This is a genomic window from Cedecea sp. Ae19-4 (assembly GCF_059801165.1).
Map to the genome: position 1 here is coordinate 1,352,582 of NZ_JBCHWG010000001.1, position 23,575 is coordinate 1,376,156.

The window sequence follows — 23,575 nt, forward strand, 5'->3', positions numbered from 1 at the left end:
TCTTTTGCCCGGAGGTAGCCTTCACTGGCTGTTAGTCTTGATGTCGATCAATTTACCGCGGGCAGGATGTTAACAAATAAAATATTTAAATGATACTCATTATCATTTAAATATTCTTACAGGCAGGTGATTTGAGCGACAGTTAGCGTTGATAACAGCAAAAATGCCGCCTGAGGGCGGCATCTGTAGAGCAAAATAGCGTGATTGCTTAGCGAGTGTAACGCGGTGCTGGCTGAGAAGCGCTCAGATGCGAGCTAATCACCCGGCGTTCAGCCTCCCAGTTATCCCATTCGTGGCCATCCTGCAACGAAGGAATGGTCACCTTTTCACCGGCATCAAGGCCGACCAGCGCGGCATCCACCATATCTCCGGTACTCATCACCCAGCTTTGCGGCAGATTTTCGTGCCCGCCCACGCCGGCAATATTCCAGAAATCCGTGGCCGTGGCGCCAGGCAGCACGGCCTGAATGCGCACGCCGGACTCCGCCAGCTCCTGCTGCAAAGAGTGACTCAATGCCAGCACGAACGCTTTACTGGCCCCGTAAACACCGTTCAGCAATTCAGGGGCAATAGCGACGACCGAAGCAATGTTAATAATGGTGCCGTGCCGGCGGGCAGCCATTGCCGGGGCCGCCGCATAGGTCAGGCGAGTTAACGCAGTCACGTTGAGGTCTATCATCGCGGTCATTTCATCCACGCTGGCTTCCAGCACGCTTTCTTTTGAGCCAAAGCCCGCGTTATTCACCAGCAGCGTAATAGACTCGTCGTTTTTTAGCCGCGTTTCGATCTGCTGCAGCTCTGTCGCGTTACCCAGATCGGCGGGAACAACCTCCACCGATTGCCCGCTTTCTTCACGAATGCGCTGGGCGACCTGGTTCAGGCGGTCCGTGTTGCGAGCCACCAGAATCAGGTTATAACCGCGTTTAGCCAGGCGGGCCGCGTAGACGGCGCCGATCCCGCCGGATGCCCCGGTGACGAGGGCTGTGCCTGTAGATGTGTTGCTCATTGTGTAGCTCCTGAAAAGGGGGTTAATTGACGAAAGCAACATTAACACTGGCTTTTTGTGTCTCAAATGTCATATAACCGTCTTTTTATGACACCATCAATCACGGCGGTCTGCCACATGCAAAAGGTCGGTTTTGTTGTTACCCCCGGGTATTCCACCATGGGATTCGCCGTCATTACGGCATTTGAAGTGGCTAACCTGATGGCGAGCGAGCCGGTGTATGAGCTGCATTTGCTGTCTGAGCAGGGCGGCGGGGTGCCTACGTCGGCAGGGTTTGAGGTGATGACTGAGCCAATGGCGGATACGCAGTACGATCTCCTGCTGTTCGGCGCCACGATGGAACAGGCTTCCCCCGCGACGATTGATTTTGTTCGCCAGGCGGCGGTCTATGCGCGCCGCGTGGCCGCAGCCTGCCTCGGAACCTTTTTATTGGCCGAAGCCGGGTTGCTTGAGGGGCGGCGAGCCACCACGCACTGGATGTATGCGCGAGATCTGCAGCAGCGTTTTCCGGGCATCAGCGTGGAAGAAGATAAGATTTTTATTTGCGACGGGCCTTACTGGACCTCTGCGGGGATGACGGCGGCCATCGATCTTGCGCTGGCGCTGATTGAAGACGATCTGGGGGCTGATATCGCCCGCACCATCGCCAGGAAGCTGGTGCTCTATCATCGGCGCGCCGGTGGGCAGTCTCAGTTTTCCTCCCTTCTTGAACTGGAGCCTAAATCTGATCGTATTCAAAAAGTGATGACTTACGCCCGCGCACACCTGGAAAACGCCTTGAGCGTGGAAGAGCTGGCGGCGGTGGCGAATTTATCTCCCCGCCAGTTTAGCCGCAGCTTTCAGGCTGAAACCGGCCAGTCGCCCGCTCGCGCGATCGAACATTTGCGCCTGGAGTCCGCCCGTATGCTGCTTGAAACCAGCGCCCGCTCCATCGACGAAGTGGCTCGGCAAACCGGGTTTGGCGAGCGGGATAGAATGCGCCGGGCGTTTCTTCGTGCCTACGGCCAGCCACCGCAGGTGATACGCCGCCAGGCGCGAGGAGATGAAGAACTGCAAGCCTAAAATTGGCAGTGGCGACAGGTTTTTATCTCTGTACACTCAGTCGGATAATGGCCTGACTGAGAGGGAAAAACATGGCGAATTTAGTCTATTACGTTGCGGCGACGCTGGATGGTTACATTGCCGATCGGCAGCATCAGTTGGACTGGCTAATGAACTTCCCGCTGGGGGATGACGCCACACCATACGATGAGTTCTATCAGACCGTAGGGGCGGTGATCATGGGGGCGGAAACCTACAGCTGGATCCTGGAAAACTCGCCAGAGGCCTGGCCCTATGCCGATGTCCCGGCATTTATCGTCACGCACCGTTCGCTATCGGTGCCGGAAGGGCAAAATATCACGCTGGTACAGGGCGAAGCCGTCGACATTACCGCGCAAGCCCGCGAAGCCGCCAAAGGCAAAGATGTCTGGCTGGTAGGCGGAGGTAAAACTGCCGCCTGGTTCGCCGAAGCCGGAGAGCTGCAGCGCCTGTTTGTCACCCAGATCCCGGTCGTTATCGGGGCGGGGATCCCGCTGCTGCCGGTGAGCCAGGCGTTGAGTTTTTCTACAGTGAATCAGCGCGTGCTAAAGAGCGGGGCCATCGAGTTTATTGCTGATGTGAAAATAGTATCGGAAGCCATTTAGTCGACGGGCTTTTTTTTCGATAGAGCCGGGCATTAGGTAGGCGGGACAGAATACGCCGTCGGAGATGATAGGCCTTTAGGTGCGGGAAACGGGGTCAGCGTCGTATCGTCAGCTACCGTTCACCGGGCAATACTGAAACGCCTGCCGGATCTTCACCAGTCTTCATGGTCGCGTAACTGGAAGCGGTTTTATGAGGGACTGGTGAATGTCTCTTGTGTAGAAGAGGAAAAGGCCGAGACCGCTTTTAGGGTTGTGGCGCGATCAGAATTCTGAATTTGCTTTCTGATGCTGCGAATAATGGAACCCTGCCGCATTACGGAGGTTTTTTGCTGATTAAGTTGCAGTCAAAAACGCTACATTTCATTATAATAACACGTTACTATATAGTGTGATTTTATAAAGGGATATAGCTGTCATGGACAAAGAAGAAATTCGAACTGTTTTATTCTCGCGTGGCTTTACCAAAAAGGAAAGTGCATTTATAGCGCATTGGGTAGACAAGGAGGGCGTATCTTATATTGTTATATTGAGGCAGTTAAGAAGAGCATTTTTGGGGGGCGTTTTCTTGAGGCTTTTAATTTTAGCCTTCTGTGTTGTTAGTTACATCAATGATGGTGTCGATTCGTTCTATGGGATTATTTTTGTTGGTGTCTTTTCATTTTTTGTTCTTGAGGTTTTCGCCCCTTTTAAGCTAGGGGCGAAGATTTTTTTAAATTATAATAAAATTATAAATCAGTTAGATTTATAGCTATCCGCAATTGATTTGAGTGCAACTCCATCACCGCCTCCTTCAATAAGTAATGCGGTTGTGCTCATATTTTTATAGTTTCTTACGAAATCAGACGGTAAATGCCTGAATAATCGCCATGCATCAGCTTTCATGATTTGTCTTGCCAGGCCGTATCCAGACAAGGCCAAATCCATACCGCTGTATGCCAAGAGTCCTGCCTTGTCACTGAATCCCATAAACTCAGCGACTCTTACATAGCCTTTTTTTACTGCACCAGTCGTGTCAGATCGCCCTGTCGAGATATTCGTTACCCCCTCATAAAGTCCATTAACCCCATGTAAAATCAGTAGCGAACCAGCAGTAAGCCCTATCATATTTCCATGAGTTATAGATGCGATAGTGATGCCAGCCCCTGCAATTACCTGAAATCCGCTCAGAACGACCCCAACCCCATTAATCACATAGCCCCACGCATCCAGTTTATTCACCAGTTCTGCGGAAACAACGATTTTAGTGCTACCCATTTTTAGTTCGGTATTTTGCTGCTCGATAAGTCTTTTTTCTTCCCTGATATTAAATAAGCACTCTTTACATTCACGTTCATTCTTTGCAGTTGTTATCTGTTTTATTTGTGCGTCAATAAATTTATCAATTTCATTATTGAAGTTAAGTCGGGGAACTAAGGTTTTAAGATGTAGTGATGAAATCTGTCTGGCGTAGCGCTGGAGGCTATTTGCTTCTCGCTGTGCAAGCATAAGGTAATAGTTGTTAAATCGTTTTTTATCCAGATAGTTATCCATAACGCAAATCCTGTAACATCGTTTGTTTGGAGTTGAAAAAGGTTGCAACGGTATAACACAATGAAAAGGGGAACGGTGCAGTCAAAATGGTTGACTTTGCATAATATTGGCGTGTAGGGTTCAAATTATGGAATGTCTCGCCCGCAGGTAATTAACCTTCGAAACCCTGCTGTAAGCACACCCGTTTTAGTTGATCGCACTTTTTGAGATTTCCGGGTTTTCAGTTATCAGCCGGTATTCTTCCGGCGTCAGGTTATTCAGGGATTAATGAGGGCGCTCGCTGTTATATTCAGCCAGCCAGCGTTCTGTAATTTCCCGTCCTTCATTCAGCGTTCTGAACAGATAAAAATCCAGTATTTCTGTCCTGTACGTGCGGTTGAACCGTTCGATAAAGGCATTCTGCGTGGGCTTTCCAGTTGTAATCCGAGGCTTCAGAGATCCCGGCCTCGCGGCAGATATCCTTAACGGTGCGCCCGGCTTCGATGGACTTCAGAACGGCGATGATCTGGTGTTCGGTGAATCGGGCTTTGCGCATGGCGATCTCCTCCGGGGACATAATCGGTATCCCGGAAGATCTCTAAATGTGAATGGTCCGGTTTGCCGGGATGCTTCCATATGTCTTTTAGTGTGAGTCCTTAATTCATTGAAATTTAGATAATATTTAAAATTGTCAATAACCTAAAAATTACGTTACTATACCCCCCTACAGTATCAAAGGGGCGGTTATGCCACACTCTCCGGAAGACAAAAAACGTATTTTGACCCGCGTCAGGCGCATTCGCGGCCAGGCCGAGGCGCTTGAGCGCGCGCTGGAAAACGGCGATCCGTGCCTCGCCATTTTGCAGCAGATCGCGGCCGTTCGCGGGGCAGCCAACGGCCTGATGGGCGAAATGATGGAAATTCACCTTAAAGACGAGCTGGTCACCGGCGACACCTCCGAAGAGCAGCGCGCGCTGCGGATGGCGGAAGTCGGGAATTTGCTGCGCTCTTATCTAAAATAAAAACACCCCCACCAAAAGGAACAAAACAATGAAATCACGTGCTGCGGTGGCCTTTGGGCCGGGTAAACCTTTGGAAATTGTGGAAATCGACGTTGCGCCACCGCAAAAAGGTGAGGTGCTGGTGAAAATCACCCACACCGGCGTTTGCCATACCGATGCTTTCACGCTGTCCGGCGACGATCCGGAAGGCGTATTCCCGGCGGTGCTGGGCCACGAAGGCGGCGGCATCGTGGTGGAAGTGGGCGAGGGCGTGACCAGCCTGAAGCCGGGCGACCACGTTATTCCGCTCTATACCGCAGAATGCCGCGAGTGTAAGTTCTGTAAATCCGGCAAAACTAACCTCTGCCAGGCCGTTCGCGCCACGCAGGGCAAAGGCCTGATGCCGGATGGCACCACCCGCTTCTCCTACAACGGCGAGCCAATTTATCACTACATGGGTACCAGCACTTTCAGCGAATACACCGTAGTGGCGGAGATCTCTCTGGCTAAGGTCAACCCTCAGGCGCCGCTGGATAAAGTGTGTCTGCTTGGCTGTGGCGTGACCACCGGCATCGGCGCGGTGCACAACACGGCAAAAGTGAAAGAGGGCGATACCGTGGCGGTATTTGGTCTCGGTGGGATCGGCCTGGCGGTGATTCAGGGCGCGGTGCAGGCTAAGGCCGGGCGAATCATTGCCGTTGATACCAATCCGGAAAAATTCACCCTCGCGCGTGAAATGGGCGCCACCGACTGCATTAACCCGAAAGATCACGAGAAGCCGATTCAGGATGTGATCGTTGAGCTGACCGACGGCGGCGTGGATTACAGCTTCGAATGTATCGGCAACGTGAACGTGATGCGTTCCGCGCTGGAATGCTGCCACAAAGGCTGGGGCGAGAGCGTGATTATCGGCGTGGCCGGGGCGGGGCAGGAAATTAAAACCCGCCCATTCCAGCTGGTGACTGGCCGCGTCTGGCGTGGCTCAGCGTTCGGGGGCGTTAAAGGCCGCACTCAACTGCCGGGCATGGTAGAAGATGCAATGGCGGGCAAAATCAATTTGGATCCGTTCATTACTCACCGCATGCCGCTGAACAAGATCAACGAAGCGTTTGACCTGATGCATGAAGGAAAATCGATTCGCACCGTGATCCACTTCGGCGAAGAGTAAGCAGTAAAAAGGGAAGGCGAAATGCCTTCCCATATAGCGTTAAACCAGGGGGAGGCCAAAAGCCTCCCTTTCGTTTTACTGCTGTAGGTCGAAACGGTCGAGATTCATTACCTTTGTCCATGCGGCGATAAAGTCTTTGACGAACTTCTCTTTGGCATCCTGGCTGGCATACACTTCCGCCAGGGAGCGCAGCACGGCGTTAGAGCCAAAGACCAGATCGGCGCGGGTGCCGGTGTATTTTACTTCTCTGCTAAGGCGATCGCGGCCCTCAAACACTTCGGAGCCTGCGTCAGCGGCTTTCCACTCGGTACGCATATCCAGCAGATTGACGAAGAAATCATTCGTCAGCTCACCCGGACGAGAAGTCAGCACGCCGTGCTGGCTTTCATCGTAGTTAACGCCCAGCGCGCGCAAACCGCCGATTAATACCGTCAGCTCAGGAGCCGTCAGCGTCAGCTGCTGCGCCTTGTCGATCAGCAGCGCTTCGGTTGAGGTGGCATTCGCAATGCGGCGATAGTTTCGGAAGCCGTCAGCGGCCGGTTTCAGCAGCTCGAAGGACTCGATGTCGGTCTGCTCCTGAGTGGCGTCCACGCGCCCCGGCGTGAACGGTACTTTGCTGTGGCTGGCCTTCTCAATGCCTACCACGCCGGCCAGCACGATGATGTCCGCCAGCGACGCTTTGCCGGATGCCTTCTGAATTGCTTCAAGCACAGGCAGAGCACGGGCCGCCACGGCGTTCACTTCCCAGCCGCGCTGCGGAGCAAGTGCCAGCCGCGCCCCGTTGGCACCGCCGCGTTTGTCCCCTCCGCGGAAGGTTGAGGCAGATGCCCATGCCACCGAAACCAGCTCGCTGACGGACAGGCCGGAATCCGCAATCGCTTTTTTCAGCGCGTCGATATCGGCGCTGGACGGCGCGTGGGTAGCTTTCGGCAACGGATCCTGCCAAATCAGATCTTCTTTTGGCACTTCCGGGCCGATGTAGCGCGCTTTTGGCCCCATATCGCGGTGCGTCAGTTTATACCAGGCGCGGGCGAAGGCTTCGTTGAAGGCCTGCGGATCGTTCAGGAAGCGGCGAGAAATTTTCTCGAACTCTGGATCGAAGCGCAGCGTCAGGTCAGTTACCAGCATCGTTGGTTTGCGTTTTTTGGACGGATCAAACGGATCGGGAATGATATCCGGGCCGTTGGTCGCCTCAAACTGAATGGCGCCTGCCGGGCTGCGGGTTTGTACCCAGTCGTAGCCGAACAGGTTTTCGAAGAAGTAGTTGCTCCACTGGGTTGGCGTTTGCGTCCAGACCACTTCGAGGCCGGAGGTTATGGCATCCGCGCCGACGCCGCTATTGTAGCTGTTTGCCCAGCCAAGCCCCTGCGCCTCAAGCGGAGCATCTTCCGGGTCTGCGCCAACGTGGGTGGCGGCTGCAGAGCCGTGGGTTTTACCGAGCGTATGGCCCCCGGCAATCAGGGCGACAATCTCTTCGTCGTCCATCCCCATGTTACCGAAGGTGGCGCGAATAGCAGGCGCTGCGGAAAGCGGGTCGCCGCTGTGCTCAGGGCCTTCCGGGTTGACGTAAATCAGACCCATTTCGGTCGCACCGAGCGGAGCCTGTGCCAGAGATTCCGGGTGGCGGTGCTCAAGCCACTCTTTCTCTGCCCCCCAGTTAACGTCGAGATCGGGTTCCCAGACATCTTCGCGCCCGGCACCAAAGCCGAAGGTGCGGAAGCCCGCATTTTCCAGCGCCACGTTACCGGCGAGAATAATCAGGTCTGCCCAGGAAATTTGCTGACCATATTTTTGTTTAATGGGCCAAAGCAGGCGACGGGATTTATCGAGGCTGACGTTATCCGGCCAGGAGTTAAGAGGCGCAAAACGCTGTTGACCGCGTCCGGAGCCACCGCGACCGTCGCGGGAGCGATAGGTTCCTGCACTGTGCCACGCCATACGGATAAAGAGACCGATATAGCTGCCCCAGTCGGCAGGCCACCAGGATTGAGAATCCGTTAACAGCGCTTTGATGTCGCCTTTCAGGGCGTAATAATCGAGTTTGCTAAATTCTTTGCGGTAGCTGAAGTTTTCATCCAGCGGGTTGGAACGATTGGAGTGTTGATTCAACAGGTCGACGCGCAACTGGTGCGGCCACCAGTCCTGGTTGCTGGTTCCCTCGCCGGCAATGTCCGTGCTCTGGCCGTGGTTAAATGGGCACTTTCCTGCGCTCGCTGAGGAAGCATTGTGTAAGTCAGTAGAATTGCTCATTTTGCTCTCCGTTATATGTATGCCCGATAACGATAATCTGTACGATCAATAATTAATATCTGGATGGGCCTACGAATTTGATAGCCGTTGCCTTTTAAACGCAAAATTTTACAGCCCTATTATTTTAGTTCTGATTGAGTGGTTTGCAGAAAAAACCCGTCTGATTGTCTGGAAAATAGACGAAGCGGCAAGAAGGCTGGCGGGAGAAACAGGGAAGGACAGATGAACGCTCACGCAGGGCGGCATTCATCTGTGAAAAGCGGTTACTGAGCCGTCGGCTTCAGCAGGGTTTTTTCCGGGGTTTTCTGCGCCAGGAATTGCTGCTGGAAGATGCACATCCGAATGGCATCGCGGTACTGGCCGTTAATGAAGAACTCGTGGATCAGCTCGCCTTCCACGATAAAGCCCAGTTTTTTATAAATATGTACCGCTTTTTCATTCTCTTTATCGACAATCAGGTAGAGCTTATAGAGATTGAGCACGGTAAAACCGTACTCCATGGCCAGTTTGGCCGCGCGCGAGGCGAGCCCTTTGCCCTGGAACTCCGGCGTGATAATTATCTGAAACTCCGCCCGGCGGTGGATGTGGTCGATTTCGACCAGCTCAACCAGCCCGGCATTAACGCCGTTGCAGTCGATGACAAAGCGGCGCTCGCTCTGATCGTGAATATGTTTGTCATACAGGTCAGACAGCTCCACGAAGGCTTCGTAAGGCTCTTCAAACCAGTAGCGCATGACGCTGGCGTTATTGTCCAGCTGGTGGACGAAGCGGAGATCTTCGCGCTCAAGCGGGCGAAGACGAATAGGCAGTTCGTTACTCATAGCAAATCCTTGCGCTGATGATGGTGAGGCTTCTTAAGCAGAAGCCTCGTTTGAGAGGGGGACTATTATGGATTGATCGCGCGGCCGGTGCGGCGATCCAGGCAGCGCAGGGTGTTCGGCTCCCAGTAGGCGTTCACGTTGGCGCTCTGCTGGCATTTGTCGAAGGTATCCTGGGCGGCATCTTGTTTGGCCCAGTCTTTGTCTCCGCGCGCCGACTCACGGTCGAACACTTTTTCGTTATGGCGGTTGATCTTCTGGCGCAGGGTACGGGTGTCATTCCACTGCTCTTTTTCTTCCGCTGCGCGCTGGCGGGTCAGGGAGTTCTCCTGACCACCGACGCCGTTCGTTCCGCCCGGAACAACGATCACGTTAGTATCGGCCTGGGTTGGCATAGAAACCATGAATGCAGCTCCCAGCAAGGCTAACGGCATCCATGACAAAGACTTACGAAGGATTGAGTTCATTGCGATTTCCTTTTTAGTTTAATAAAACTAATCATATCATTGAGGCTGATTCGCGCCTAATGTCAGAGTTAGTGGGCATCATTATTACTGAAGAAAAGACAATATGATCAAAACAACGTTGCTATTTTTTGCCACCGCTTTGGCGGAGATTATTGGTTGTTTTCTGCCCTGGCTATGGCTTAAACGCAACGGTTCTCCGTTGTTATTGCTGCCAGCGGCGCTGTCGCTGGCGATTTTTGTCTGGCTTTTGACGCTGCATCCGGCGGCCAGCGGGCGCGTCTATGCGGCCTACGGCGGGGTTTATGTGGTGACGGCGTTGCTCTGGCTGCGCGTGGTCGACGGCGTGAAGCTCAGCGTTTACGACTGGACCGGAGCGGCCATTGCTTTCTGTGGGATGCTGATCATCGTTGCTGGCTGGGGCCGGGCCTGATCGCTCCGCGTTTTAGCGTGCCGTAAGATGAAAAAACGGGGCTGCAAAGGCCCCGTTTCAGCATGACTTCCGCCAGAATTACCCTTCGCGATGGACGCTCAGACCGGCAAACGTCTGGCTGACCGGCATCATTTCCAGGGTGTTGATATTGACGTGTTTCGGTAACGTCGCCACCCACCAGACGGCCTCGGTAACGTCTTCCGGCGTCAGCGCGTTGGCGTTTTCGTAGGTTTTGCCGGCTTTGTCATCGTCGCCCTTAAAGCGCACGTTGGAAAACTCGGTGCCGCCCACCATGCCCGGTTCGATGTCGGTCACGCGAACGGCCGTTTTATGCAGGTCGGTGCGCAGGTTCAGGCTGAACTGGCGCACGAAGGCTTTGGTCGCCCCGTAGACGTTGCCCCCGGCGTAAGGCCAGCTGCCCGCGGTGGAACCGATGTTAATAATGTGGCCGCGATTGCGCTCGACCATGCCCGGCAGCACGGCGCGGGTCATATAAACCAGGCCTTTGTTGTTGGTGTCGATCATGTTTTCCCAGTCATCGACGTTGGCTTTATGCGCAGGCTCCATGCCCAGCGCCAGCCCGGCGTTGTTGACCAGGATATCAATCTGTTGCCAGTCGGCCGGCAGGGAAGCCAGCGCTTCTTCTATTGCCGCGCGATTGCGCACATCCAGCTGCAGCGTAAACAGGTTGTCACCCAGCTCTTCTTTAAGCTCGAGCAGGCGTTCCTGACGGCGGCCGGTGGCAATAACCTTATGGCCATTCTTAACGAAACGGCGGGTAATGCTTTCACCAAAGCCCGCGGTAGCACCCGTAACCAGTACAATCATCTCTCTGTTCCTCAACGCTTTTGTCCGGCACTACCTTAGCACGCTAACGGGCCACGGTAATCTTAGTTTTTCTTTTAAGAAACGAAGCTAAATGCGCTATAACTAACCCACATTTCAGGTCACCGGGAGTAGAGGATGTTGCAGAGCAACCCGTTTTTCCAGCCGAGTTTATTGCCTTATCAGGCCCCGCATTTCGACGAGATAACTAACGACCATTACCGACCGGCTTTCGATGAAGGTAAGCGCATCAAGCGTGCAGAAGTCGCCGCCATTGCCGGTGATCCGGCTGAGCCTACGTTTGAAAATACTTACCTGGCGCTGGAGAAAACCGGTGCGATGTTGGGCCGCGTGACTACCGTGTTCTACGCCATGACGTCGGCGCACACCAGCGATTTCCTGCAGCAGCTTGATGAAGAGTTCTCCACCGAACTGGCTGAGCTTGCCGATGAAATTCGCCTGAACGACACCTTATTCGCCCGGCTGAATCGCGTTTATCAGCAGCGCCACGACCTCAATCTGGATGCGGAATCCCTGCGGCTGGTGGAGGTGACCTGGCAGTCGTTCAAGCTGGCGGGCGCCACGTTAAGCCAGCAGGATAAAACGCAGCTGAAAGCGCTGAACAAAGAGAGCGCCCAGCTCACCAGCCAGTTCAATAATCGTCTTCATGCGGCGGATAAAGCCGGTGGTCTGGTGGTTGACCACGCTGAGGCGCTTAACGGCCTGACCAGCGCGGAAATTGCGGCTGCTGCGCAGGCTGCGGCTGACAAAGGCCTGCCGGGGAAATGGCTGCTTCCGCTGCTGAATTTTACCCAGCAGCCGGCTTTACAAAGCCTGAGCGACCGCGCCACGCGAGAAGCGCTCTTTGAGGCTGGCTGGACGCGTGCCCAGCGCAACGATGCGAACGATACTCGCGCCATCGTCGCTCGCCTGGCTACGCTGCGGGCTGCACAAGCTCAGCTTTTGGGCTTTGAAAACTACGCGGCCTGGAAAATGGCCGACCAGATGGCGAAAACCCCCGATGCGGCGCTGCGCTTTATGCGGAACATCGTCCCTGCGGCCACCGGGCGGGCGCGCCGCGAACTGAAAGACATTCAGGACGTTATTGATGCCCAGAACGGGGGATTCCAGGCCACGGCATGGGACTGGCAGTTTTACGCCGAGCAGGTGCGTAGTGCGAAGTACGATCTCGATGAAGGGCAGATTAAACCGTATTTTGAACTCAACGGTGTGCTGACTAACGGCGTATTCTGGGCCGCCAGCCAGCTCTTCGGGCTGCGTTTCGTGGAACGTTTTGATATCCCGACTTACCACCCGGATGTGCGCACCTGGGAGATTTTTGATAACGATGGGCGCGGCATGGCGCTGTTCTACGGTGATTTCTTCGCCAGAGACAGCAAAGGCGGCGGGGCGTGGATGGGGAACTTTGTCGAGCAATCCACGCTGTTTGACGCCATGCCGGTGATCTACAACGTATGCAACTACACCAAACCGGCCAGCGGCGAGGCTGCCCTGATTTCATGGGACGATGTCATAACGCTGTTTCACGAGTTCGGCCATACGCTGCACGGCCTGTTTGCTACCCAGCGCTATGCGAGCCTTTCGGGGACCAACACGCCGCGAGATTTTGTGGAGTTCCCTTCGCAAATTAACGAGCACTGGGCGAGCCATCCCGAGGTCTTTGCCAATTATGCCCGGCATCACCAGACCGGCGAGCCAATGCCAGAGTCGCTCCGCAGCAAACTGTTCCGCGCCGCGCAGTTTAACAAAGGCTATGACATGACCGAGCTGCTGGCGGCGGCGCTGCTGGACATGAACTGGCACAGCCTGGCGCCAGACACGGCTATTGACGATGTGGCGCGCTTCGAAGCTGAAGCGCTGGAAAAAGAGCACATCAAGCTGGCCGAGGTGCCGCCTCGCTACCGCAGTAGCTATTTTGCCCATATTTTTGGCGGCGGCTACGCGGCGGGTTACTACGCCTATATCTGGACGCAAATGTTAGCGGACGACGGCTATCAGTGGTTTGTGGAGCAGGGCGGGCTCAGCGCCGCAAACGGTCAGCGCTTCCGGGAAGCTATTCTCTCAAGAGGCAACAGCAGCGATCTGGAAGCGTTGTACCGCGACTGGCGAGGGCACGATCCGCACAGCGAACCGATGCTGAAAAACCGCGGGCTGGCGGAGCAATAATGGCAAAGAAAGCGCTCTCACTAGTGTAGCCGCAGTGAAATCGCACTTAACGCAAACTGCAAAGCCCTGATTTGCGTTAAGTGCCTTAAAAATCAAACAGAATATATCCGTGCAATGTCCAGGGTTGCTGGCTATAAATTTCAAACCTGCTCGGGAAAATGCAGGGTACTTCTGGGTTACTTTGAACGATTACGGGGCCTGATCGATGTCGGCAGGCTCCCGGATTTTCCCTCTTAATCGCGGCGTCCGCTGGCGATAAATAACGCGACTGTTCCTTCAATTTTTACGTCGACCTGTTCGAATCTCGCGGTCAAAACATCCCTGAGCAGCCCTGCTGAATCCTGCCGATTAGAAAAGATCCCTTTCTTGTTATAAACGTTCATTAGCTTGCGGCCAAAAGCATTGTGCGCCACGCCTTCACCCAGAATCGTCGCGCCAAAGAGCGTGCCTTCTGTTTTAAGCGCACGGGCAATGTTATCTATCGCCAGCGCTTTGTCGTTTAGCGAGCCGGGCAGGCAATGCAGTAAATAGAAAAGTGAGATGGAGTCAAAACGATCGTGCCAGCTCTGCGGCAGGGGCTTAAAAACGTCATGCTGCAGATGGTCTTTGATTCTGTGGCCCGCTTTCGCCGAGGCCGCCTGCAGGCTGCTGGTGTTCAAATCCATCAGGGAAAGTTCAACGGTGGCAGGCAGGTGAGGCAGGTAATAGCCCGTTCCCACGCCGATATCCAGATGATTTTCGCCGGTGTGGGCCTTGAAATGCGGGAGCAAAACGGTGTCTGTCGGGCAACGCCAGGCGTACTGATTTGAGATCTTTAACACCCACCAGTCGTAAAGTTTTAGAGTGATAGGGTTGTAAGCCCTGACGCCAGCGTGAGTATTATTTTGCATAGTTCCCTCTGGTAATAATTTAAAGAGGAAATTAAAACAGCTGCCCTTACTACGGGCAACCGTTAATTAATGCAAAAATGTGTCAACCATTCAGTGGGTTAAGCCTGAGATGACTCGTCGTCCTTGCCGTAGAACAGCTTGCCGATTTTAATCATCGGCCGGTTATTGGCTTTCCGGTGCAGGTTGGTGTCGCGCAGGGAATAGACGCAGCCGCAGTATTCCTGCTGGTAGAACTGTTCGCGCTTGCTGATTTCAATCATGCGAGCGGAGCCACCCTGTTTGCGCCAGTTGTAATCCCAATAGCTCATGCCTTCATAAGGCGCGGCGGCGCGGTGCCCGCAGTCGTTAATCTGCTGCATGTTTTTCCAGCGGGAAATCCCCAGCGAACTGCTGATGACATTAAATCCGTGCTCATGGGCGTAAAGTGCGGTACGCTCGAAACGCATATCAAAGCACATGGTGCATCTCACTCCACGCTCCGGCTCCCACTCCATCCCTTTCGCACGCTCAAACCAATTATCGGTATCGTAATCCGCATCCACAAACGGCACGCCGTGCTGTTCCGCAAAGCGAATGTTTTCATCCTTGCGCAGTAAATACTCTTTCTGCGGGTGAATGTTTGGGTTGTAGAAGAACACGGTGTATTCGATACCGGACGCGTGTATGGCCTCCATGACTTCACCCGAGCAGGGGGCGCAGCAGGAGTGCAGCAGCAGTTTCTTCTCGTTGTTAGGCAGGTTCAAAACCGGCCGGATAAATTCTTGCATGCGGGTGATCCTAAGTCTTATTCACTTTTTTGCCAGAGGGTAGCAGGAACGAGGGTGTGGAATCACCATAAATCAGTAAAGAAAATAATGTTTGGGAGGTTTATGAACAATATTCAGGTGAAACGTGTGGTGCTTACCGGCGGGCCAGGTTCCGGGAAAAGTACCCTCATTAATGAGCTCAAACGCCGGGGTTTTGATTGTCAGCCGGAGGCCGGGAGGAGCATTATTCAGCACCAGCAGCAAATTGGCGGGCACGCCTTACCCTGGCAGGATCCTGAGGCATTTGCTGAGCAGATGCTTGGGTGGGAAATGCGCTCCTGGTATGGCGCAGACGAAAAACAGACTTATTGTTTTTACGATCGCGGCGTGCCGGACATCCTGGGTTATCTCACCCTGATGCAGTTGCCCATTCCCGATCATCTGTTGGAAGCCGTTAGACGGTTTCCCTACCATTCTGATATTTTCCTGGCACCGCCCTGGAAGGCTATTTATGCCGGGGATGCAGAAAGAAAGCAGAGCTGGGAAGAGGCGGTGCAGACGGCTGCAATCATGGCTGACACTTACGGCAAGCTGGGGTATCGGATAATCGTGTTGCCGGAGGGGAGCGTGGAGTGGAGAACAGATTACATCCTCCAGGCGCTGGAGGAAGGCTAGCGAAGAGCACGGTTGCCCTTCGCTAATCGATGTTAAAGCTGTTCCAGTGCGTTCAGTACGGCTTCCGGCATGGAAGGGCGGCCATTGGCCAGGCAGGTGGCGACAAACGTCGCTTCGGCATAAACCACGCCATCAACTTTGATCTGCTGCGCGAAGTTCACGCGGTTGCGTTTTTCGTTGCGCTCAAGCTGGCAGGTGACCTCAACGTTGTCGCCTTTCTGCAGGCTCTTACGAAAGCGCAGGGAGTATTCCAGTACCATATAGAGTTTGCCCTGGCGGAACTCTTCCTCGATATCAATACCAAGCGCCTCGCGCATGTAGGCGTGGCGCGTCCACTCCATGTAAAAAGGATAGTACAGGCCGTCGACTACGCCCTGAAAATCAATATGGCTTTCATCCACTTCATAATGCTTAGAAAACATGTTTCAGTCCTGATGTTGTTATAAAAGTTAAGCGCCAGAAATCCTGCTCTGGCTGTTTTTTGAACAGCGCGTTGGTGGTACAATACTGTTGATTTCACAACCCAACAGAGGATTACCATGGACACCGAGATAACCCCAACCACCTTAGCGTTTGAATTTCTTCGTCGTGAACAAGAGCAGTTAACCCCCGCGCAATTCCTGATCCGCCTGCAGCAGCTCAAGCTGGAGTTTGCCGATCTGCTGGGTTTAACCCACCTCGAACTGCGTGAAGAGATTTTCCATGCGCACCGGTTGGGGATTCACTGATCCCACTCTGTCTGAGCCACCGCTTGCGGTGGCTTTCTGTTTTTTAGCGTGAGAAGAAAATCAGCTTCAGCCCCAAAATCCCCATCACGCCGCCCGCTAAGCGGTCAATCACAGTTTTAAAACGCAGGTAGGCATTGCGCGGTTTCTCGGAAGAGAGCACCAGCGTGACAATCGAATACCATCCCGCATCAATCACAAAGCACAGCACCGGCAACACGACGTAGTAGAATGCCGGGATCTCGCGCGGCAGCAGCGCGGTAAAAATACTGGCAAACACGACGGCGGTTTTCGGGTTGCTCAACTGGGTGAACAGCCCGTCACGGAAGGTGGCTATCATGCTTTTATCGCTTTTTCCCACGGCGCCCACGTGCAGCGGCTCGCGAGAGTGTTTGATTATCTTATAAGCCAGCCACAGCAGATAAAGCCCGCCGGCTATCTTGATCCCGGTATAGGCCACCGGCACCGCCAGCAGAAAAGCCTGTAAACCCAGCAGCGCCATCAGCGAAAATGCCGCCGCCCCGACGCCGGTTCCCAGCGCGGTCACCAGCCCATGCGCGCGTGAACGCGCTACGGCATTTTGAGCGACATAAACAAAGCTTGGGCCGGGGCTCATGGCGCCCAGCGCGATGGTGGCGGTAATAGCAAAAAGGGGAGTGATAACGCTCATTTACGGGATCCTGTTGGTGGAATAACGTTTTTTAACCTGAAAGCCGTGCGGGTGACAACCGCAAGTGTGTGCCGAGTTATTACCGCCGCTCGCGTAGTCGGTCGATCATCCAGCGGCCAGCCGGGCCGGGCGGCGTTTTGTTCGACCAGGCGACATCCACCTCAAGATTTTGCGGCCAGCCTTCCACCTTTAGCGGCTTAAGCACGCCGTGTCCAAACTGGTTAACCAGCCAGCTCGGCAAAATTCCCCAGCCAAAACCCTGTTCCGCCATCTCAAGCAGCAGCAGTAAAGATGGGGACGACCAGATAGGGCCGCGTGCGGCGACCTTACCGGGGCGCACAAAGGTTTTAAGCACCAGTTGCCGCACGGTATGTAGCTCATCCATCCGCACCTCTGTCTGCTTCGCCAGCGGGTGATCGCGATGAATAAAAATGGTCATTTCTGCGCCGACCTGAAGGCGGGCGACGGTGATATCCGGCGGGTAACTCTCCTGAACCCGCAGGACGCCGACGTGGGCGCGGCCAATCTGCAGACTATCAATCACGTCTTCATCCTCAGCAATAATGCATTCAAATTCGATGTCCGGGTAACGCTCGGAAAACTGCTGCAGGATGGATTCGTGGTGGGCGGTTTGCCACATGTCGGAAAGCACAAACGTCAGGCGCGGCTCGACGTTGTCCGCCAGCCTGACGGAAACTTCATCCAGCCGCTCGCTGGCGGCAAAAATAGCCTGTACATAGGGCAAAACGCGCTGCCCGTGCGGGGTAAGCGTGGGCTGCCTGGCGTGGCGATCGAACAGCGTCACGCCGAGGTCAACTTCCAGGTTGGCAATAGCGCTGCTGATGGTGGACTGGCTCTTTTTCAGCTTGCGTGCGGCGGCGGAAAAAGAACCCGTTTCAACGGCCTGTAAAAAGGCTTCCAGTGATTCCGGGGAGTAACGCATAAACTATCGCTTTTATCGATGGCTGTTAGCTATATTATATCAATAATTGCGATGATAATGGCGACCTTGTGAAAAAGGAGTCATCAAAATGAAATCGCAAAACAACAGAAGCCTGTCTGAGCGCATTGTGCATGCCGTCGGCTTCGAGGCTATCGCCATCGGTATCTGTGCGCCAACCGCCGCCTGGCTAATGAACAAACCGCTTTTCCAGATGGGTGCGCTGGCTATCATGCTGTCCACCGTCGCGATGGTCTGGAACATTATTTACAACGCCGGGTTTGATAAATTTTACCCGCCGTCACTCAAGCGTGGTATGGGCTTGCGCGTTGCGCACGCGCTGGGCTTCGAAGGGGGCTTTATCCTGATTGGCCTGCCGCTTGCCGCCTGGATGCTGAATGTCACGCTGCTGCAGGCGCTGATGGTAGAGATTGGTTTCTTCCTGTTCTTCCTGCCGTACACCGTGGCTTATAACTGGTGCTACGACTGGCTGCGCGCCAAACGCTTTCAGAACGTGGCCAGCAGAGAGATGAAAAAGCAGTCCTGATTTGCAGGATTGTGCAAGCATCAAACAGGATTGCGCTACAGGAAAACGGCCGCGTTCGACGACACTTTAAGTCGTCAGACACAACCCCCTGGAGCGCAATAAATGAAAACCATCGACACCCTATATATTAACGGTCAGCACGTCACGCCCCACGGCACTGAGGTGCTGACCTTAATTCATCCCGTCAGCGAACAACCTGCCGCTCAGGTTCGCCTGGCAGACGAAGAAGACACCCGCCTCGCCATTGCTGCGGCAAAAGCCGCATTTCCGCAAATGCGCCTTTCCAGCCGCGAACAAAGAATGATTTGGCTGCAGCTGCTGCACGACGCCGTGAAAGCGCGTGAAGACGAGCTGGTGGAAACTATGGTGGATGAATACGGCTGCCCGATAGCTTTTGCCCAAAGCACCGTGGCTCGCTCGTACAACAGCTTCCTCCAGGCAATCGATCTGCTGAAAGACTACTCTTTTGAATCTCAGGCGGGGATGGCGAAAGTGGTCATGGAGCCGCTGGGCGTGGTGGGGCTCATTACCCCCTGGAACGCTAACTACGGCTTTATCGCTGGCAAACTGTCGATGGTGATTGCCTCCGGCAGCACAGCGGTTATCAAGCCCAGCGAGCTCAGCGCCCGTCAAACGGCGATCATCACGGAATGCCTGCATGCCGCCGGGCTGCCCGACGGCGTGATTAATATCGTCACCGGCCTGGGCAATGTGGTTGGTGCGGAAATCACGCGCCACCCGGACGTGGCTAAAATCTCGTTCACTGGCTCAACGGCGGTGGGCAAAACGATTGCCCGTGACGGGGCGGCAACCATGAAGCGCGTCACCCTTGAACTGGGCGGCAAGTCTGCCAACGTGCTGCTGGACGATGCCGATCTCGATACCGCTATTCCGCTGGCGCTGCAGGTCATGAGCTGGAACAGCGGCCAGGCCTGTATCGCAGGGACTCGCCTGCTGGTGCCAGAAAGCAGGCTGGCCGAGGTCAAAGCGCAAATTCTCAAACATCTGGCTATTCTGGTACCAGGCAACCCGCGGGATCCGAAAACGAACATCGGGGCCGCCGTGACCGCCCGGCAGTACCAGCGCGTGCAGGAGTATATTCGTAGCGGGATTGCCGAAGGGGCGGAGCTGCTTTGCGGCGGAGAAGGGCGTCCCGAGGGGCTGGCCAGCGGTTACTTTGTGAAACCGACGGTGTTTGTGAACGTGCGCAACGACATGACCATTGCCCAACAGGAAATTTTTGGCCCGGTGCTGTCGGTGATTACCTACCGCGATGACGCCGAAGCAGTGCAGATCGCCAATGATACGGTTTATGGCCTGCAGGCCTACGTTAGCGGGAAAGATACAGTGCGCACGGCGGCCGTTGCCCGGCAGCTTATCGCGGGGCGTGTGTTCGTCAACGGCGTTTATGACGAACCGCTCGCGCCGTTCGGCGGTTTTAAACAGTCCGGTCTTGGCCGCGAATTTGGCACTTACGGGCTGGAAGCGTATCTTGAACCCAAAGCCATTATGGGGCAGTAATATGCAACCAACCGAGCGGCCTTCGGGCCGCATTATTGACGAACTGCACCAGCGTGTCGCCCGTCGTTACCCGGCGGGCGGCGGTGGGGTGAAGGAGCTGAGCTGCGCGCTGCCGTGGCTCAGCTTTATTCGCATCGAACAGCCGACGCTGCTCAATCGCGGGATGCTTTCTCCGTCCATGTGTATGGTGCTGCAGGGCAGCAAAAAAATGCTTATCGGTGACAACGTCACGGAGTACGGTCCCGGCAGCTATTCGCTGGCAGCCGTGGATATGCCGGTGTCCGGGCAGGTGACCCGCGCCAGCGAAGCCGAGCCTTACTACGGCGTACGCATCGACCTTGACGGGAAAGAAATTGCCGACCTGATCATGAACATGAACGTGGTGCTGCCGGACGGCAACGGGGAGAAAACCGGGGCCTGGGTCGCCGCCGCGGAAGAAGAGCTCCAGGGCGCTTTTCTGCGCCTGGTCACGCTGCTGGACAGCCCGCAGCATCTGCATGCCCTCGCGCCGCTCATCAAGCAAGAAATTCTCTACCGGCTGGTCATCGCTCCCGCCGGGGCTTCATTCTGGAAACAGGCGCTGGGCTGGGCGCAGGGCAAAGGCGTGGGGGAAGCCATTAACTGGATCAAACAGAATTATGCCGAGCCGCTGGTCATTGATGAGCTTGCGAAGCGCGTCGGCATGAGCGCTTCCAGCCTGCATCACCGCTTCAAAGCTCTGACGATCATGAGCCCACTGCAGTACCAAAAACAGCTTCGCCTGCTGGAGGCCCGCCGGCGTTTATTGAGCTGCGAAGGCGATGTCGCCAGCGTCGCCTGGAAGGTGGGCTATGATTCCCCCTCCCAGTTTAACCGGGAGTATCGCCGGGCATTTGGCGCGTCGCCGCTGCAGGACATTGATGCCCTGCGTCAACAGGGCACTTCATTCTAGGCCGTTTTCCGCGCCACAATAAACAGGCGGGGGAACGGCATCAGCACGTTGCCGTCATGCTGCTTGCGGTAGGCGCGCTGCAGCAACTGGTGATAGCGCTCAAGAAACGCCTCCTGCTGAATGGCGTCCAGCCCGTGCAGGTAAGGGCGCAGGCCGGTCGAGCTTAACCATTCAATGATGGCGCGGGCGGACGGCATAACGTGGAAATACGTCGTGCGCCAGATATCCACCGTGCAGCCGCTTTCGGCCAGCAGATCGTAATATTCCTGAGCCGTTAGCAAGGCTTCGCGGCTCGAGCGCGAGATCCCCAGTTCGTCGGCAACCTGGCGCATTAATGTATGCGTGGGCTCCTGCCAGTTATCGGGCATTTGCACCGCCAGCACGCCGCCGTCTGCCAGCTGTGCCGCCAGGTGTGGGAAGACCTGCTTATGGTTGGCTATCCACTGCAGCGAAGCGTTGGCGAAAATCACATCCTGTTTCACGGCGGGCTGCCAGGTGGCGATATCCGCCTCTTCAAAGCGGCAGTCTGGCAGTGCGGCACCGGCTTTGGCGAGCATCGCGGGAGAGTTATCCAGCCCGGTAATCGAAGCTTCTGGCGCCAGATTACGCAGCAGCGCCGTGGAGTTGCCGGGGCCGCAGCCCAAATCGGTAAAGGTGTTTGCGCCAGGGTGGTTAATTCGGGCAACCAACTCAGCGGCCGGGCGGGTACGTTCAGCTTCAAACTGCAAATAGAGCGTGGGGTTCCAGTCCTGCATCGTTTTATCCTCGTTGCTTTGCTAACATTGCCGACAAATTATTTTATACGCTATTGAAGGTAACGCATGGCTAAACATCCGGTTGGCAAATATTTGAGACTAGAGCTCACCCATAACGACAATGATCTGCTGATTTATGTGGTGAAGGGCAGCCGCATCGAAGACATGCCGCCTGACGAGGATGAGGATTATCCGGGGGAAATGCACCTGGCGATGCCGAAAATGAACCGGGAGCTGGACGCCGAGCTGGCGCGTTTGCTGGAGGAAGCATCCGGTGGCGACGTTATCGTGATCATCTGTGCCGCTGACAGCGTGTTTGAGCACGGTTTTTCGCAGGTCAGGGCACTGCGTAAATAGCATCCGTTACCCGGCGGCAGGCCGGGTAACTTTTAGCTATCAGTGTAAGCCCAGGCGGAATAATTCCGTCGGTTCAAATTGCCCTTCACAACCTTCCACTTCCACGCATTTGCTGCGGCGAATTTGCTCGGCATTTTTACCTTCACCGTGAATGGCTTTAATCAGCCCGGTTTTGCCTGTGCCGTTAATCAAAACGCGGCTGCCGGTGGTAATGGCATTCCTGTTGCGGTCCCAGGTCATCATCATGTTGAGCACTCCTCTTAACGAATGAAACAGTTTAACCGGAGCCTATTTAAGGCCGATACGCGGCAGGATTCATTAATCAAAATCAAATTGTATGATGAATTGGTTGTTATTTTGCGATGAGTAAAGTGGACAGAATGATTTCCACCAGGCGGTTTTTCTCCATAATTAACTCAAGCGAAACGGCTGGTTACGTATTGCTGGTTTAGAATATGACTTTAGACACACTCTTTTGGCATAGTGATTAACCTGTATTGTCAGGAGTTTACTATGGATCGTCGCCATTTTATTACCTGTGTTACCGCCGGATTGCTCGCGGCTAAAGCGGGCATCTCGTTTGCTGCATCAGGCGTGAAGCGTTCGGCTATTCCGCTGTGGAAAGGCACGCCACCGGGCGGTGGTGGGCCGACAGGGAGTATTCAGACGTCGGCGCGCGGGGCGCAGAGCAATATTGCGCTCCCGATTCTGACCGTGATTGAACCCGAATCACCTAATGGCCAGGCCGTGCTGGTGGCGGCGGGCGGGGGCTATAAGCGCATTGAAATGGGGTCAGAAGCCTGGCCCGCGGCGGAATGGCTGGTGGCGCGGGGATATACCGCGTATGTGCTGAGCTACCGTTTGCCGTCGGAAGGATGGACTGATGGCAATCTGGTTGCCTTGCAGGACGCGCAGCGCGCGTTAAGAATCGTGCGCGATCGTGAACATAACGTCAGCGTGCTGGGCTTTTCCGCCGGTGGGCATCTGCTTGGCCTGGCCGCCACGCGACCCGATTACCGCTCGTATCCAAAGCAGGATCGTTTAGACGAGAAACCCGCCTTTGCCGATCGGGCGGCGTTAATTTATCCGGTCATTACGCTGGAAAAACCTTATGAGCACACCTCTACGCATAAAATTCTGGTCGGCAAAGATGCTTCATCAGCCGAGAACGCCGCCTGGTCCGTGCAGAATTATGTCACCCCGCATTCGCCGCCGTTTTTCCTGGTCCAGGCCGAAGACGACCCAATTTCTGACCCGCAGAATACGTTAATTATGGCCGCGGCCTGTGAGCAGCAGCATGTGCCGGTAGAAATGCACCGCTACAGCAGCGGCGGCCACGGTTTCGGCATTGGCAAACCTGGCACACCGACCGTGAAATGGCCCGATCATTACGCGAAATGGTTGGCGAAAAGTTAGTGTCGGATCGTTATCTGAAATAAGTATTACGCACGCCCCTCAAGAAATTTCCCCGC

The 23,575-nt window shown here is 54.9% G+C and carries 27 protein-coding genes and 3 pseudogenes; 15 read left to right on the forward strand and 15 right to left on the reverse strand.

Going from position 1 to position 23,575, the window contains the following annotated elements; genetic code table 11:
• Window positions 1-208 precede the first annotated feature (208 nt).
• Window positions 209-1,006, reverse strand: coding sequence for an SDR family NAD(P)-dependent oxidoreductase (locus tag AAIE02_RS06450; protein ID WP_336981029.1), 798 nt, complete (start codon window positions 1,004-1,006; stop codon window positions 209-211).
• A 117-nt stretch (window positions 1,007-1,123) separates the two neighbouring features.
• Here AAIE02_RS06450 and AAIE02_RS06455 point away from each other — a divergent pair, with 117 nt between their 5' ends.
• From AAIE02_RS06455 to AAIE02_RS06470, 4 genes and pseudogenes are all read left to right on the forward strand, one after another.
• Window positions 1,124-2,068 carry a GlxA family transcriptional regulator gene (locus tag AAIE02_RS06455; protein WP_336981031.1) on the forward strand — a complete coding sequence of 315 codons (945 nt, stop codon included), beginning with the start codon at window positions 1,124-1,126 and terminating at the stop codon, window positions 2,066-2,068.
• Window positions 2,069-2,139: 71 nt separating this feature from the next.
• The gene (locus AAIE02_RS06460) at window positions 2,140-2,691 is read left to right on the forward strand and encodes a dihydrofolate reductase family protein (RefSeq protein ID WP_336981033.1); all 552 of its coding nucleotides are present in this window, start codon (window positions 2,140-2,142) and stop codon (window positions 2,689-2,691) included.
• Window positions 2,692-2,772: 81 nt separating this feature from the next.
• Window positions 2,773-2,964 (forward strand): annotated as a pseudogene (locus AAIE02_RS06465) (antitermination protein Q); the annotation flags it as partial.
• A 142-nt stretch (window positions 2,965-3,106) separates the two neighbouring features.
• Complete coding sequence (locus AAIE02_RS06470; protein ID WP_336981035.1) at window positions 3,107-3,439, forward strand: hypothetical protein; 333 nt, start codon at window positions 3,107-3,109, stop codon at window positions 3,437-3,439.
• Here the strand turns inward: AAIE02_RS06470 and AAIE02_RS06475 are convergent.
• From AAIE02_RS06475 to AAIE02_RS06485, 3 genes and pseudogenes are all read right to left on the reverse strand, one after another.
• Window positions 3,424-4,221 carry a DUF4225 domain-containing protein gene (locus AAIE02_RS06475; protein WP_336981037.1) on the reverse strand — a complete coding sequence of 266 codons (798 nt, stop codon included), beginning with the start codon at window positions 4,219-4,221 and terminating at the stop codon, window positions 3,424-3,426. The two genes, AAIE02_RS06470 and AAIE02_RS06475, sit on opposite strands and share 16 nt — an antisense overlap.
• 186 nt (window positions 4,222-4,407) lie before the next feature.
• Window positions 4,408-4,644: pseudogene (locus AAIE02_RS06480) on the reverse strand (integrase core domain-containing protein); the annotation flags it as partial.
• Window positions 4,628-4,756: pseudogene (locus AAIE02_RS06485) on the reverse strand (transposase); the annotation flags it as partial. The pseudogenes AAIE02_RS06480 and AAIE02_RS06485, both read right to left, overlap by 17 nt.
• Window positions 4,757-4,946: 190 nt before the next feature.
• On the opposite strand from AAIE02_RS06485, the gene AAIE02_RS06490 reads away from it, so the two are divergent.
• Window positions 4,947-5,222, forward strand: coding sequence for a metal/formaldehyde-sensitive transcriptional repressor (locus AAIE02_RS06490; RefSeq protein WP_008459160.1), 276 nt, complete (start codon window positions 4,947-4,949; stop codon window positions 5,220-5,222).
• A gap of 28 nt (window positions 5,223-5,250) precedes the next feature.
• A complete protein-coding gene (locus AAIE02_RS06495; RefSeq protein WP_008459158.1) occupies window positions 5,251-6,369 on the forward strand; it encodes an S-(hydroxymethyl)glutathione dehydrogenase/class III alcohol dehydrogenase in 1,119 nt (372 codons plus the stop codon).
• A gap of 75 nt (window positions 6,370-6,444) precedes the next feature.
• Here AAIE02_RS06495 and katG read toward each other — a convergent pair whose 3' ends face one another.
• From katG to AAIE02_RS06510, 3 genes are all read right to left on the reverse strand, one after another.
• Entirely contained in the window at window positions 6,445-8,619 is a 2,175-nt protein-coding gene (gene katG, locus AAIE02_RS06500) for a catalase/peroxidase HPI (RefSeq protein WP_166874122.1), read from the reverse strand.
• A gap of 263 nt (window positions 8,620-8,882) precedes the next feature.
• The gene (gene speG, locus AAIE02_RS06505) at window positions 8,883-9,440 is read right to left on the reverse strand and encodes a spermidine N1-acetyltransferase (protein ID WP_008459155.1); all 558 of its coding nucleotides are present in this window, start codon (window positions 9,438-9,440) and stop codon (window positions 8,883-8,885) included.
• A gap of 65 nt (window positions 9,441-9,505) precedes the next feature.
• Window positions 9,506-9,904, reverse strand: a complete 399-nt coding sequence (locus AAIE02_RS06510) for a DUF1283 domain-containing protein (protein WP_008459153.1) — start codon at window positions 9,902-9,904, stop codon at window positions 9,506-9,508.
• A gap of 103 nt (window positions 9,905-10,007) precedes the next feature.
• Here AAIE02_RS06510 and AAIE02_RS06515 point away from each other — a divergent pair, with 103 nt between their 5' ends.
• Window positions 10,008-10,334 (forward strand): YnfA family protein, encoded by a 327-nt coding sequence (locus tag AAIE02_RS06515; RefSeq protein WP_008459149.1) that lies wholly within the window; start codon window positions 10,008-10,010, stop codon window positions 10,332-10,334.
• 78 nt (window positions 10,335-10,412) lie between these two features.
• On the opposite strand, the gene ydfG is transcribed toward AAIE02_RS06515, so the two are convergent.
• Complete coding sequence (gene ydfG / locus AAIE02_RS06520; RefSeq protein ID WP_008459146.1) at window positions 10,413-11,162, reverse strand: bifunctional NADP-dependent 3-hydroxy acid dehydrogenase/3-hydroxypropionate dehydrogenase YdfG; 750 nt, start codon at window positions 11,160-11,162, stop codon at window positions 10,413-10,415.
• A gap of 135 nt (window positions 11,163-11,297) precedes the next feature.
• Here ydfG and dcp point away from each other — a divergent pair, with 135 nt between their 5' ends.
• Window positions 11,298-13,346, forward strand: coding sequence for a peptidyl-dipeptidase Dcp (dcp, locus tag AAIE02_RS06525; protein WP_336981041.1), 2,049 nt, complete (start codon window positions 11,298-11,300; stop codon window positions 13,344-13,346).
• Window positions 13,347-13,579: 233 nt separating this feature from the next.
• Here dcp and AAIE02_RS06530 read toward each other — a convergent pair whose 3' ends face one another.
• Window positions 13,580-14,236, reverse strand: a complete 657-nt coding sequence (locus AAIE02_RS06530; protein WP_498532188.1) for a methyltransferase — start codon at window positions 14,234-14,236, stop codon at window positions 13,580-13,582.
• Window positions 14,237-14,334: 98 nt separating this feature from the next.
• Entirely contained in the window at window positions 14,335-15,003 is a 669-nt protein-coding gene (locus tag AAIE02_RS06535) for an epoxyqueuosine reductase QueH (protein ID WP_008459139.1), read from the reverse strand.
• 102 nt (window positions 15,004-15,105) lie between these two features.
• On the opposite strand from AAIE02_RS06535, the gene AAIE02_RS06540 reads away from it, so the two are divergent.
• Complete coding sequence (locus tag AAIE02_RS06540) at window positions 15,106-15,657, forward strand: AAA family ATPase (RefSeq protein WP_498532189.1); 552 nt, start codon at window positions 15,106-15,108, stop codon at window positions 15,655-15,657.
• Between the two features lie 32 nt (window positions 15,658-15,689).
• On the opposite strand, the gene AAIE02_RS06545 is transcribed toward AAIE02_RS06540, so the two are convergent.
• Window positions 15,690-16,079 carry an acyl-CoA thioesterase gene (locus tag AAIE02_RS06545; RefSeq protein WP_008459134.1) on the reverse strand — a complete coding sequence of 130 codons (390 nt, stop codon included), beginning with the start codon at window positions 16,077-16,079 and terminating at the stop codon, window positions 15,690-15,692.
• A 117-nt stretch (window positions 16,080-16,196) separates the two neighbouring features.
• On the opposite strand from AAIE02_RS06545, the gene AAIE02_RS06550 reads away from it, so the two are divergent.
• Entirely contained in the window at window positions 16,197-16,385 is a 189-nt protein-coding gene (locus tag AAIE02_RS06550) for a YdiH family protein (RefSeq protein ID WP_008459131.1), read from the forward strand.
• A 43-nt stretch (window positions 16,386-16,428) separates the two neighbouring features.
• On the opposite strand, the gene AAIE02_RS06555 is transcribed toward AAIE02_RS06550, so the two are convergent.
• Both AAIE02_RS06555 and AAIE02_RS06560 read right to left on the reverse strand, forming a co-directional pair.
• A complete protein-coding gene (locus AAIE02_RS06555) occupies window positions 16,429-17,052 on the reverse strand; it encodes a LysE family translocator (protein WP_008459129.1) in 624 nt (207 codons plus the stop codon).
• 79 nt (window positions 17,053-17,131) lie between these two features.
• On the reverse strand, window positions 17,132-17,995 hold the full coding sequence (locus AAIE02_RS06560; protein ID WP_498532190.1) for a LysR family transcriptional regulator: 864 nt from the start codon (window positions 17,993-17,995) through the stop codon (window positions 17,132-17,134).
• 88 nt (window positions 17,996-18,083) lie between these two features.
• Between AAIE02_RS06560 and AAIE02_RS06565 the strand changes: the two genes are divergently transcribed.
• The 3 genes from AAIE02_RS06565 (at window position 18,084) to AAIE02_RS06575 (ending at window position 20,991) form a co-directional block, all read left to right on the forward strand.
• A complete protein-coding gene (locus tag AAIE02_RS06565) occupies window positions 18,084-18,539 on the forward strand; it encodes a multidrug/biocide efflux PACE transporter (RefSeq protein ID WP_166864233.1) in 456 nt (151 codons plus the stop codon).
• A 102-nt stretch (window positions 18,540-18,641) separates the two neighbouring features.
• Entirely contained in the window at window positions 18,642-20,060 is a 1,419-nt protein-coding gene (locus tag AAIE02_RS06570) for an aldehyde dehydrogenase family protein (RefSeq protein WP_498532191.1), read from the forward strand.
• Between the two features lies 1 nt (window position 20,061).
• Window positions 20,062-20,991, forward strand: coding sequence for an AraC family transcriptional regulator (locus AAIE02_RS06575; protein WP_008459121.1), 930 nt, complete (start codon window positions 20,062-20,064; stop codon window positions 20,989-20,991).
• Here AAIE02_RS06575 and tam read toward each other — a convergent pair.
• Window positions 20,988-21,746 carry a trans-aconitate 2-methyltransferase gene (tam, locus tag AAIE02_RS06580; RefSeq protein ID WP_166992673.1) on the reverse strand — a complete coding sequence of 253 codons (759 nt, stop codon included), beginning with the start codon at window positions 21,744-21,746 and terminating at the stop codon, window positions 20,988-20,990. The genes AAIE02_RS06575 and tam overlap by 4 nt on opposite strands.
• A gap of 66 nt (window positions 21,747-21,812) precedes the next feature.
• Here tam and AAIE02_RS06585 point away from each other — a divergent pair, with 66 nt between their 5' ends.
• Window positions 21,813-22,103 (forward strand): hypothetical protein, encoded by a 291-nt coding sequence (locus AAIE02_RS06585; RefSeq protein ID WP_008459118.1) that lies wholly within the window; start codon window positions 21,813-21,815, stop codon window positions 22,101-22,103.
• Window positions 22,104-22,142: 39 nt separating this feature from the next.
• On the opposite strand, the gene ydfZ is transcribed toward AAIE02_RS06585, so the two are convergent.
• Window positions 22,143-22,346, reverse strand: coding sequence for a putative selenium delivery protein YdfZ (gene ydfZ / locus AAIE02_RS06590; protein ID WP_039296773.1), 204 nt, complete (start codon window positions 22,344-22,346; stop codon window positions 22,143-22,145).
• A gap of 270 nt (window positions 22,347-22,616) precedes the next feature.
• On the opposite strand from ydfZ, the gene AAIE02_RS06595 reads away from it, so the two are divergent.
• Window positions 22,617-23,519: an alpha/beta hydrolase gene (locus AAIE02_RS06595; protein WP_498532192.1), complete on the forward strand. Its 903-nt coding sequence runs from the start codon at window positions 22,617-22,619 to the stop codon at window positions 23,517-23,519.
• Window positions 23,520-23,575 lie beyond the last annotated feature (56 nt).

Coding starts and splice junctions, on each gene's coding strand:
- AAIE02_RS06450 (WP_336981029.1), bottom strand. CDS start 1,006: ATGAGCAACACATCTACAGGCACAGCCCTCGTCACCGGGGCATCCGGC.
- AAIE02_RS06455 (WP_336981031.1), top strand. CDS start 1,124: ATGCAAAAGGTCGGTTTTGTTGTTACCCCCGGGTATTCCACCATGGGA.
- AAIE02_RS06460 (WP_336981033.1), top strand. CDS start 2,140: ATGGCGAATTTAGTCTATTACGTTGCGGCGACGCTGGATGGTTACATT.
- AAIE02_RS06470 (WP_336981035.1), top strand. CDS start 3,107: ATGGACAAAGAAGAAATTCGAACTGTTTTATTCTCGCGTGGCTTTACC.
- AAIE02_RS06475 (WP_336981037.1), bottom strand. CDS start 4,221: ATGGATAACTATCTGGATAAAAAACGATTTAACAACTATTACCTTATG.
- AAIE02_RS06490 (WP_008459160.1), top strand. CDS start 4,947: ATGCCACACTCTCCGGAAGACAAAAAACGTATTTTGACCCGCGTCAGG.
- AAIE02_RS06495 (WP_008459158.1), top strand. CDS start 5,251: ATGAAATCACGTGCTGCGGTGGCCTTTGGGCCGGGTAAACCTTTGGAA.
- katG (WP_166874122.1), bottom strand. CDS start 8,619: ATGAGCAATTCTACTGACTTACACAATGCTTCCTCAGCGAGCGCAGGA.
- speG (WP_008459155.1), bottom strand. CDS start 9,440: ATGAGTAACGAACTGCCTATTCGTCTTCGCCCGCTTGAGCGCGAAGAT.
- AAIE02_RS06510 (WP_008459153.1), bottom strand. CDS start 9,904: ATGAACTCAATCCTTCGTAAGTCTTTGTCATGGATGCCGTTAGCCTTG.
- AAIE02_RS06515 (WP_008459149.1), top strand. CDS start 10,008: ATGATCAAAACAACGTTGCTATTTTTTGCCACCGCTTTGGCGGAGATT.
- ydfG (WP_008459146.1), bottom strand. CDS start 11,162: ATGATTGTACTGGTTACGGGTGCTACCGCGGGCTTTGGTGAAAGCATT.
- dcp (WP_336981041.1), top strand. CDS start 11,298: ATGTTGCAGAGCAACCCGTTTTTCCAGCCGAGTTTATTGCCTTATCAG.
- AAIE02_RS06530 (WP_498532188.1), bottom strand. CDS start 14,236: ATGCAAAATAATACTCACGCTGGCGTCAGGGCTTACAACCCTATCACT.
- AAIE02_RS06535 (WP_008459139.1), bottom strand. CDS start 15,003: ATGCAAGAATTTATCCGGCCGGTTTTGAACCTGCCTAACAACGAGAAG.
- AAIE02_RS06540 (WP_498532189.1), top strand. CDS start 15,106: ATGAACAATATTCAGGTGAAACGTGTGGTGCTTACCGGCGGGCCAGGT.
- AAIE02_RS06545 (WP_008459134.1), bottom strand. CDS start 16,079: ATGTTTTCTAAGCATTATGAAGTGGATGAAAGCCATATTGATTTTCAG.
- AAIE02_RS06550 (WP_008459131.1), top strand. CDS start 16,197: ATGGACACCGAGATAACCCCAACCACCTTAGCGTTTGAATTTCTTCGT.
- AAIE02_RS06555 (WP_008459129.1), bottom strand. CDS start 17,052: ATGAGCGTTATCACTCCCCTTTTTGCTATTACCGCCACCATCGCGCTG.
- AAIE02_RS06560 (WP_498532190.1), bottom strand. CDS start 17,995: ATGCGTTACTCCCCGGAATCACTGGAAGCCTTTTTACAGGCCGTTGAA.
- AAIE02_RS06565 (WP_166864233.1), top strand. CDS start 18,084: ATGAAATCGCAAAACAACAGAAGCCTGTCTGAGCGCATTGTGCATGCC.
- AAIE02_RS06570 (WP_498532191.1), top strand. CDS start 18,642: ATGAAAACCATCGACACCCTATATATTAACGGTCAGCACGTCACGCCC.
- AAIE02_RS06575 (WP_008459121.1), top strand. CDS start 20,062: ATGCAACCAACCGAGCGGCCTTCGGGCCGCATTATTGACGAACTGCAC.
- tam (WP_166992673.1), bottom strand. CDS start 21,746: ATGCAGGACTGGAACCCCACGCTCTATTTGCAGTTTGAAGCTGAACGT.
- AAIE02_RS06585 (WP_008459118.1), top strand. CDS start 21,813: ATGGCTAAACATCCGGTTGGCAAATATTTGAGACTAGAGCTCACCCAT.
- ydfZ (WP_039296773.1), bottom strand. CDS start 22,346: ATGATGACCTGGGACCGCAACAGGAATGCCATTACCACCGGCAGCCGC.
- AAIE02_RS06595 (WP_498532192.1), top strand. CDS start 22,617: ATGGATCGTCGCCATTTTATTACCTGTGTTACCGCCGGATTGCTCGCG.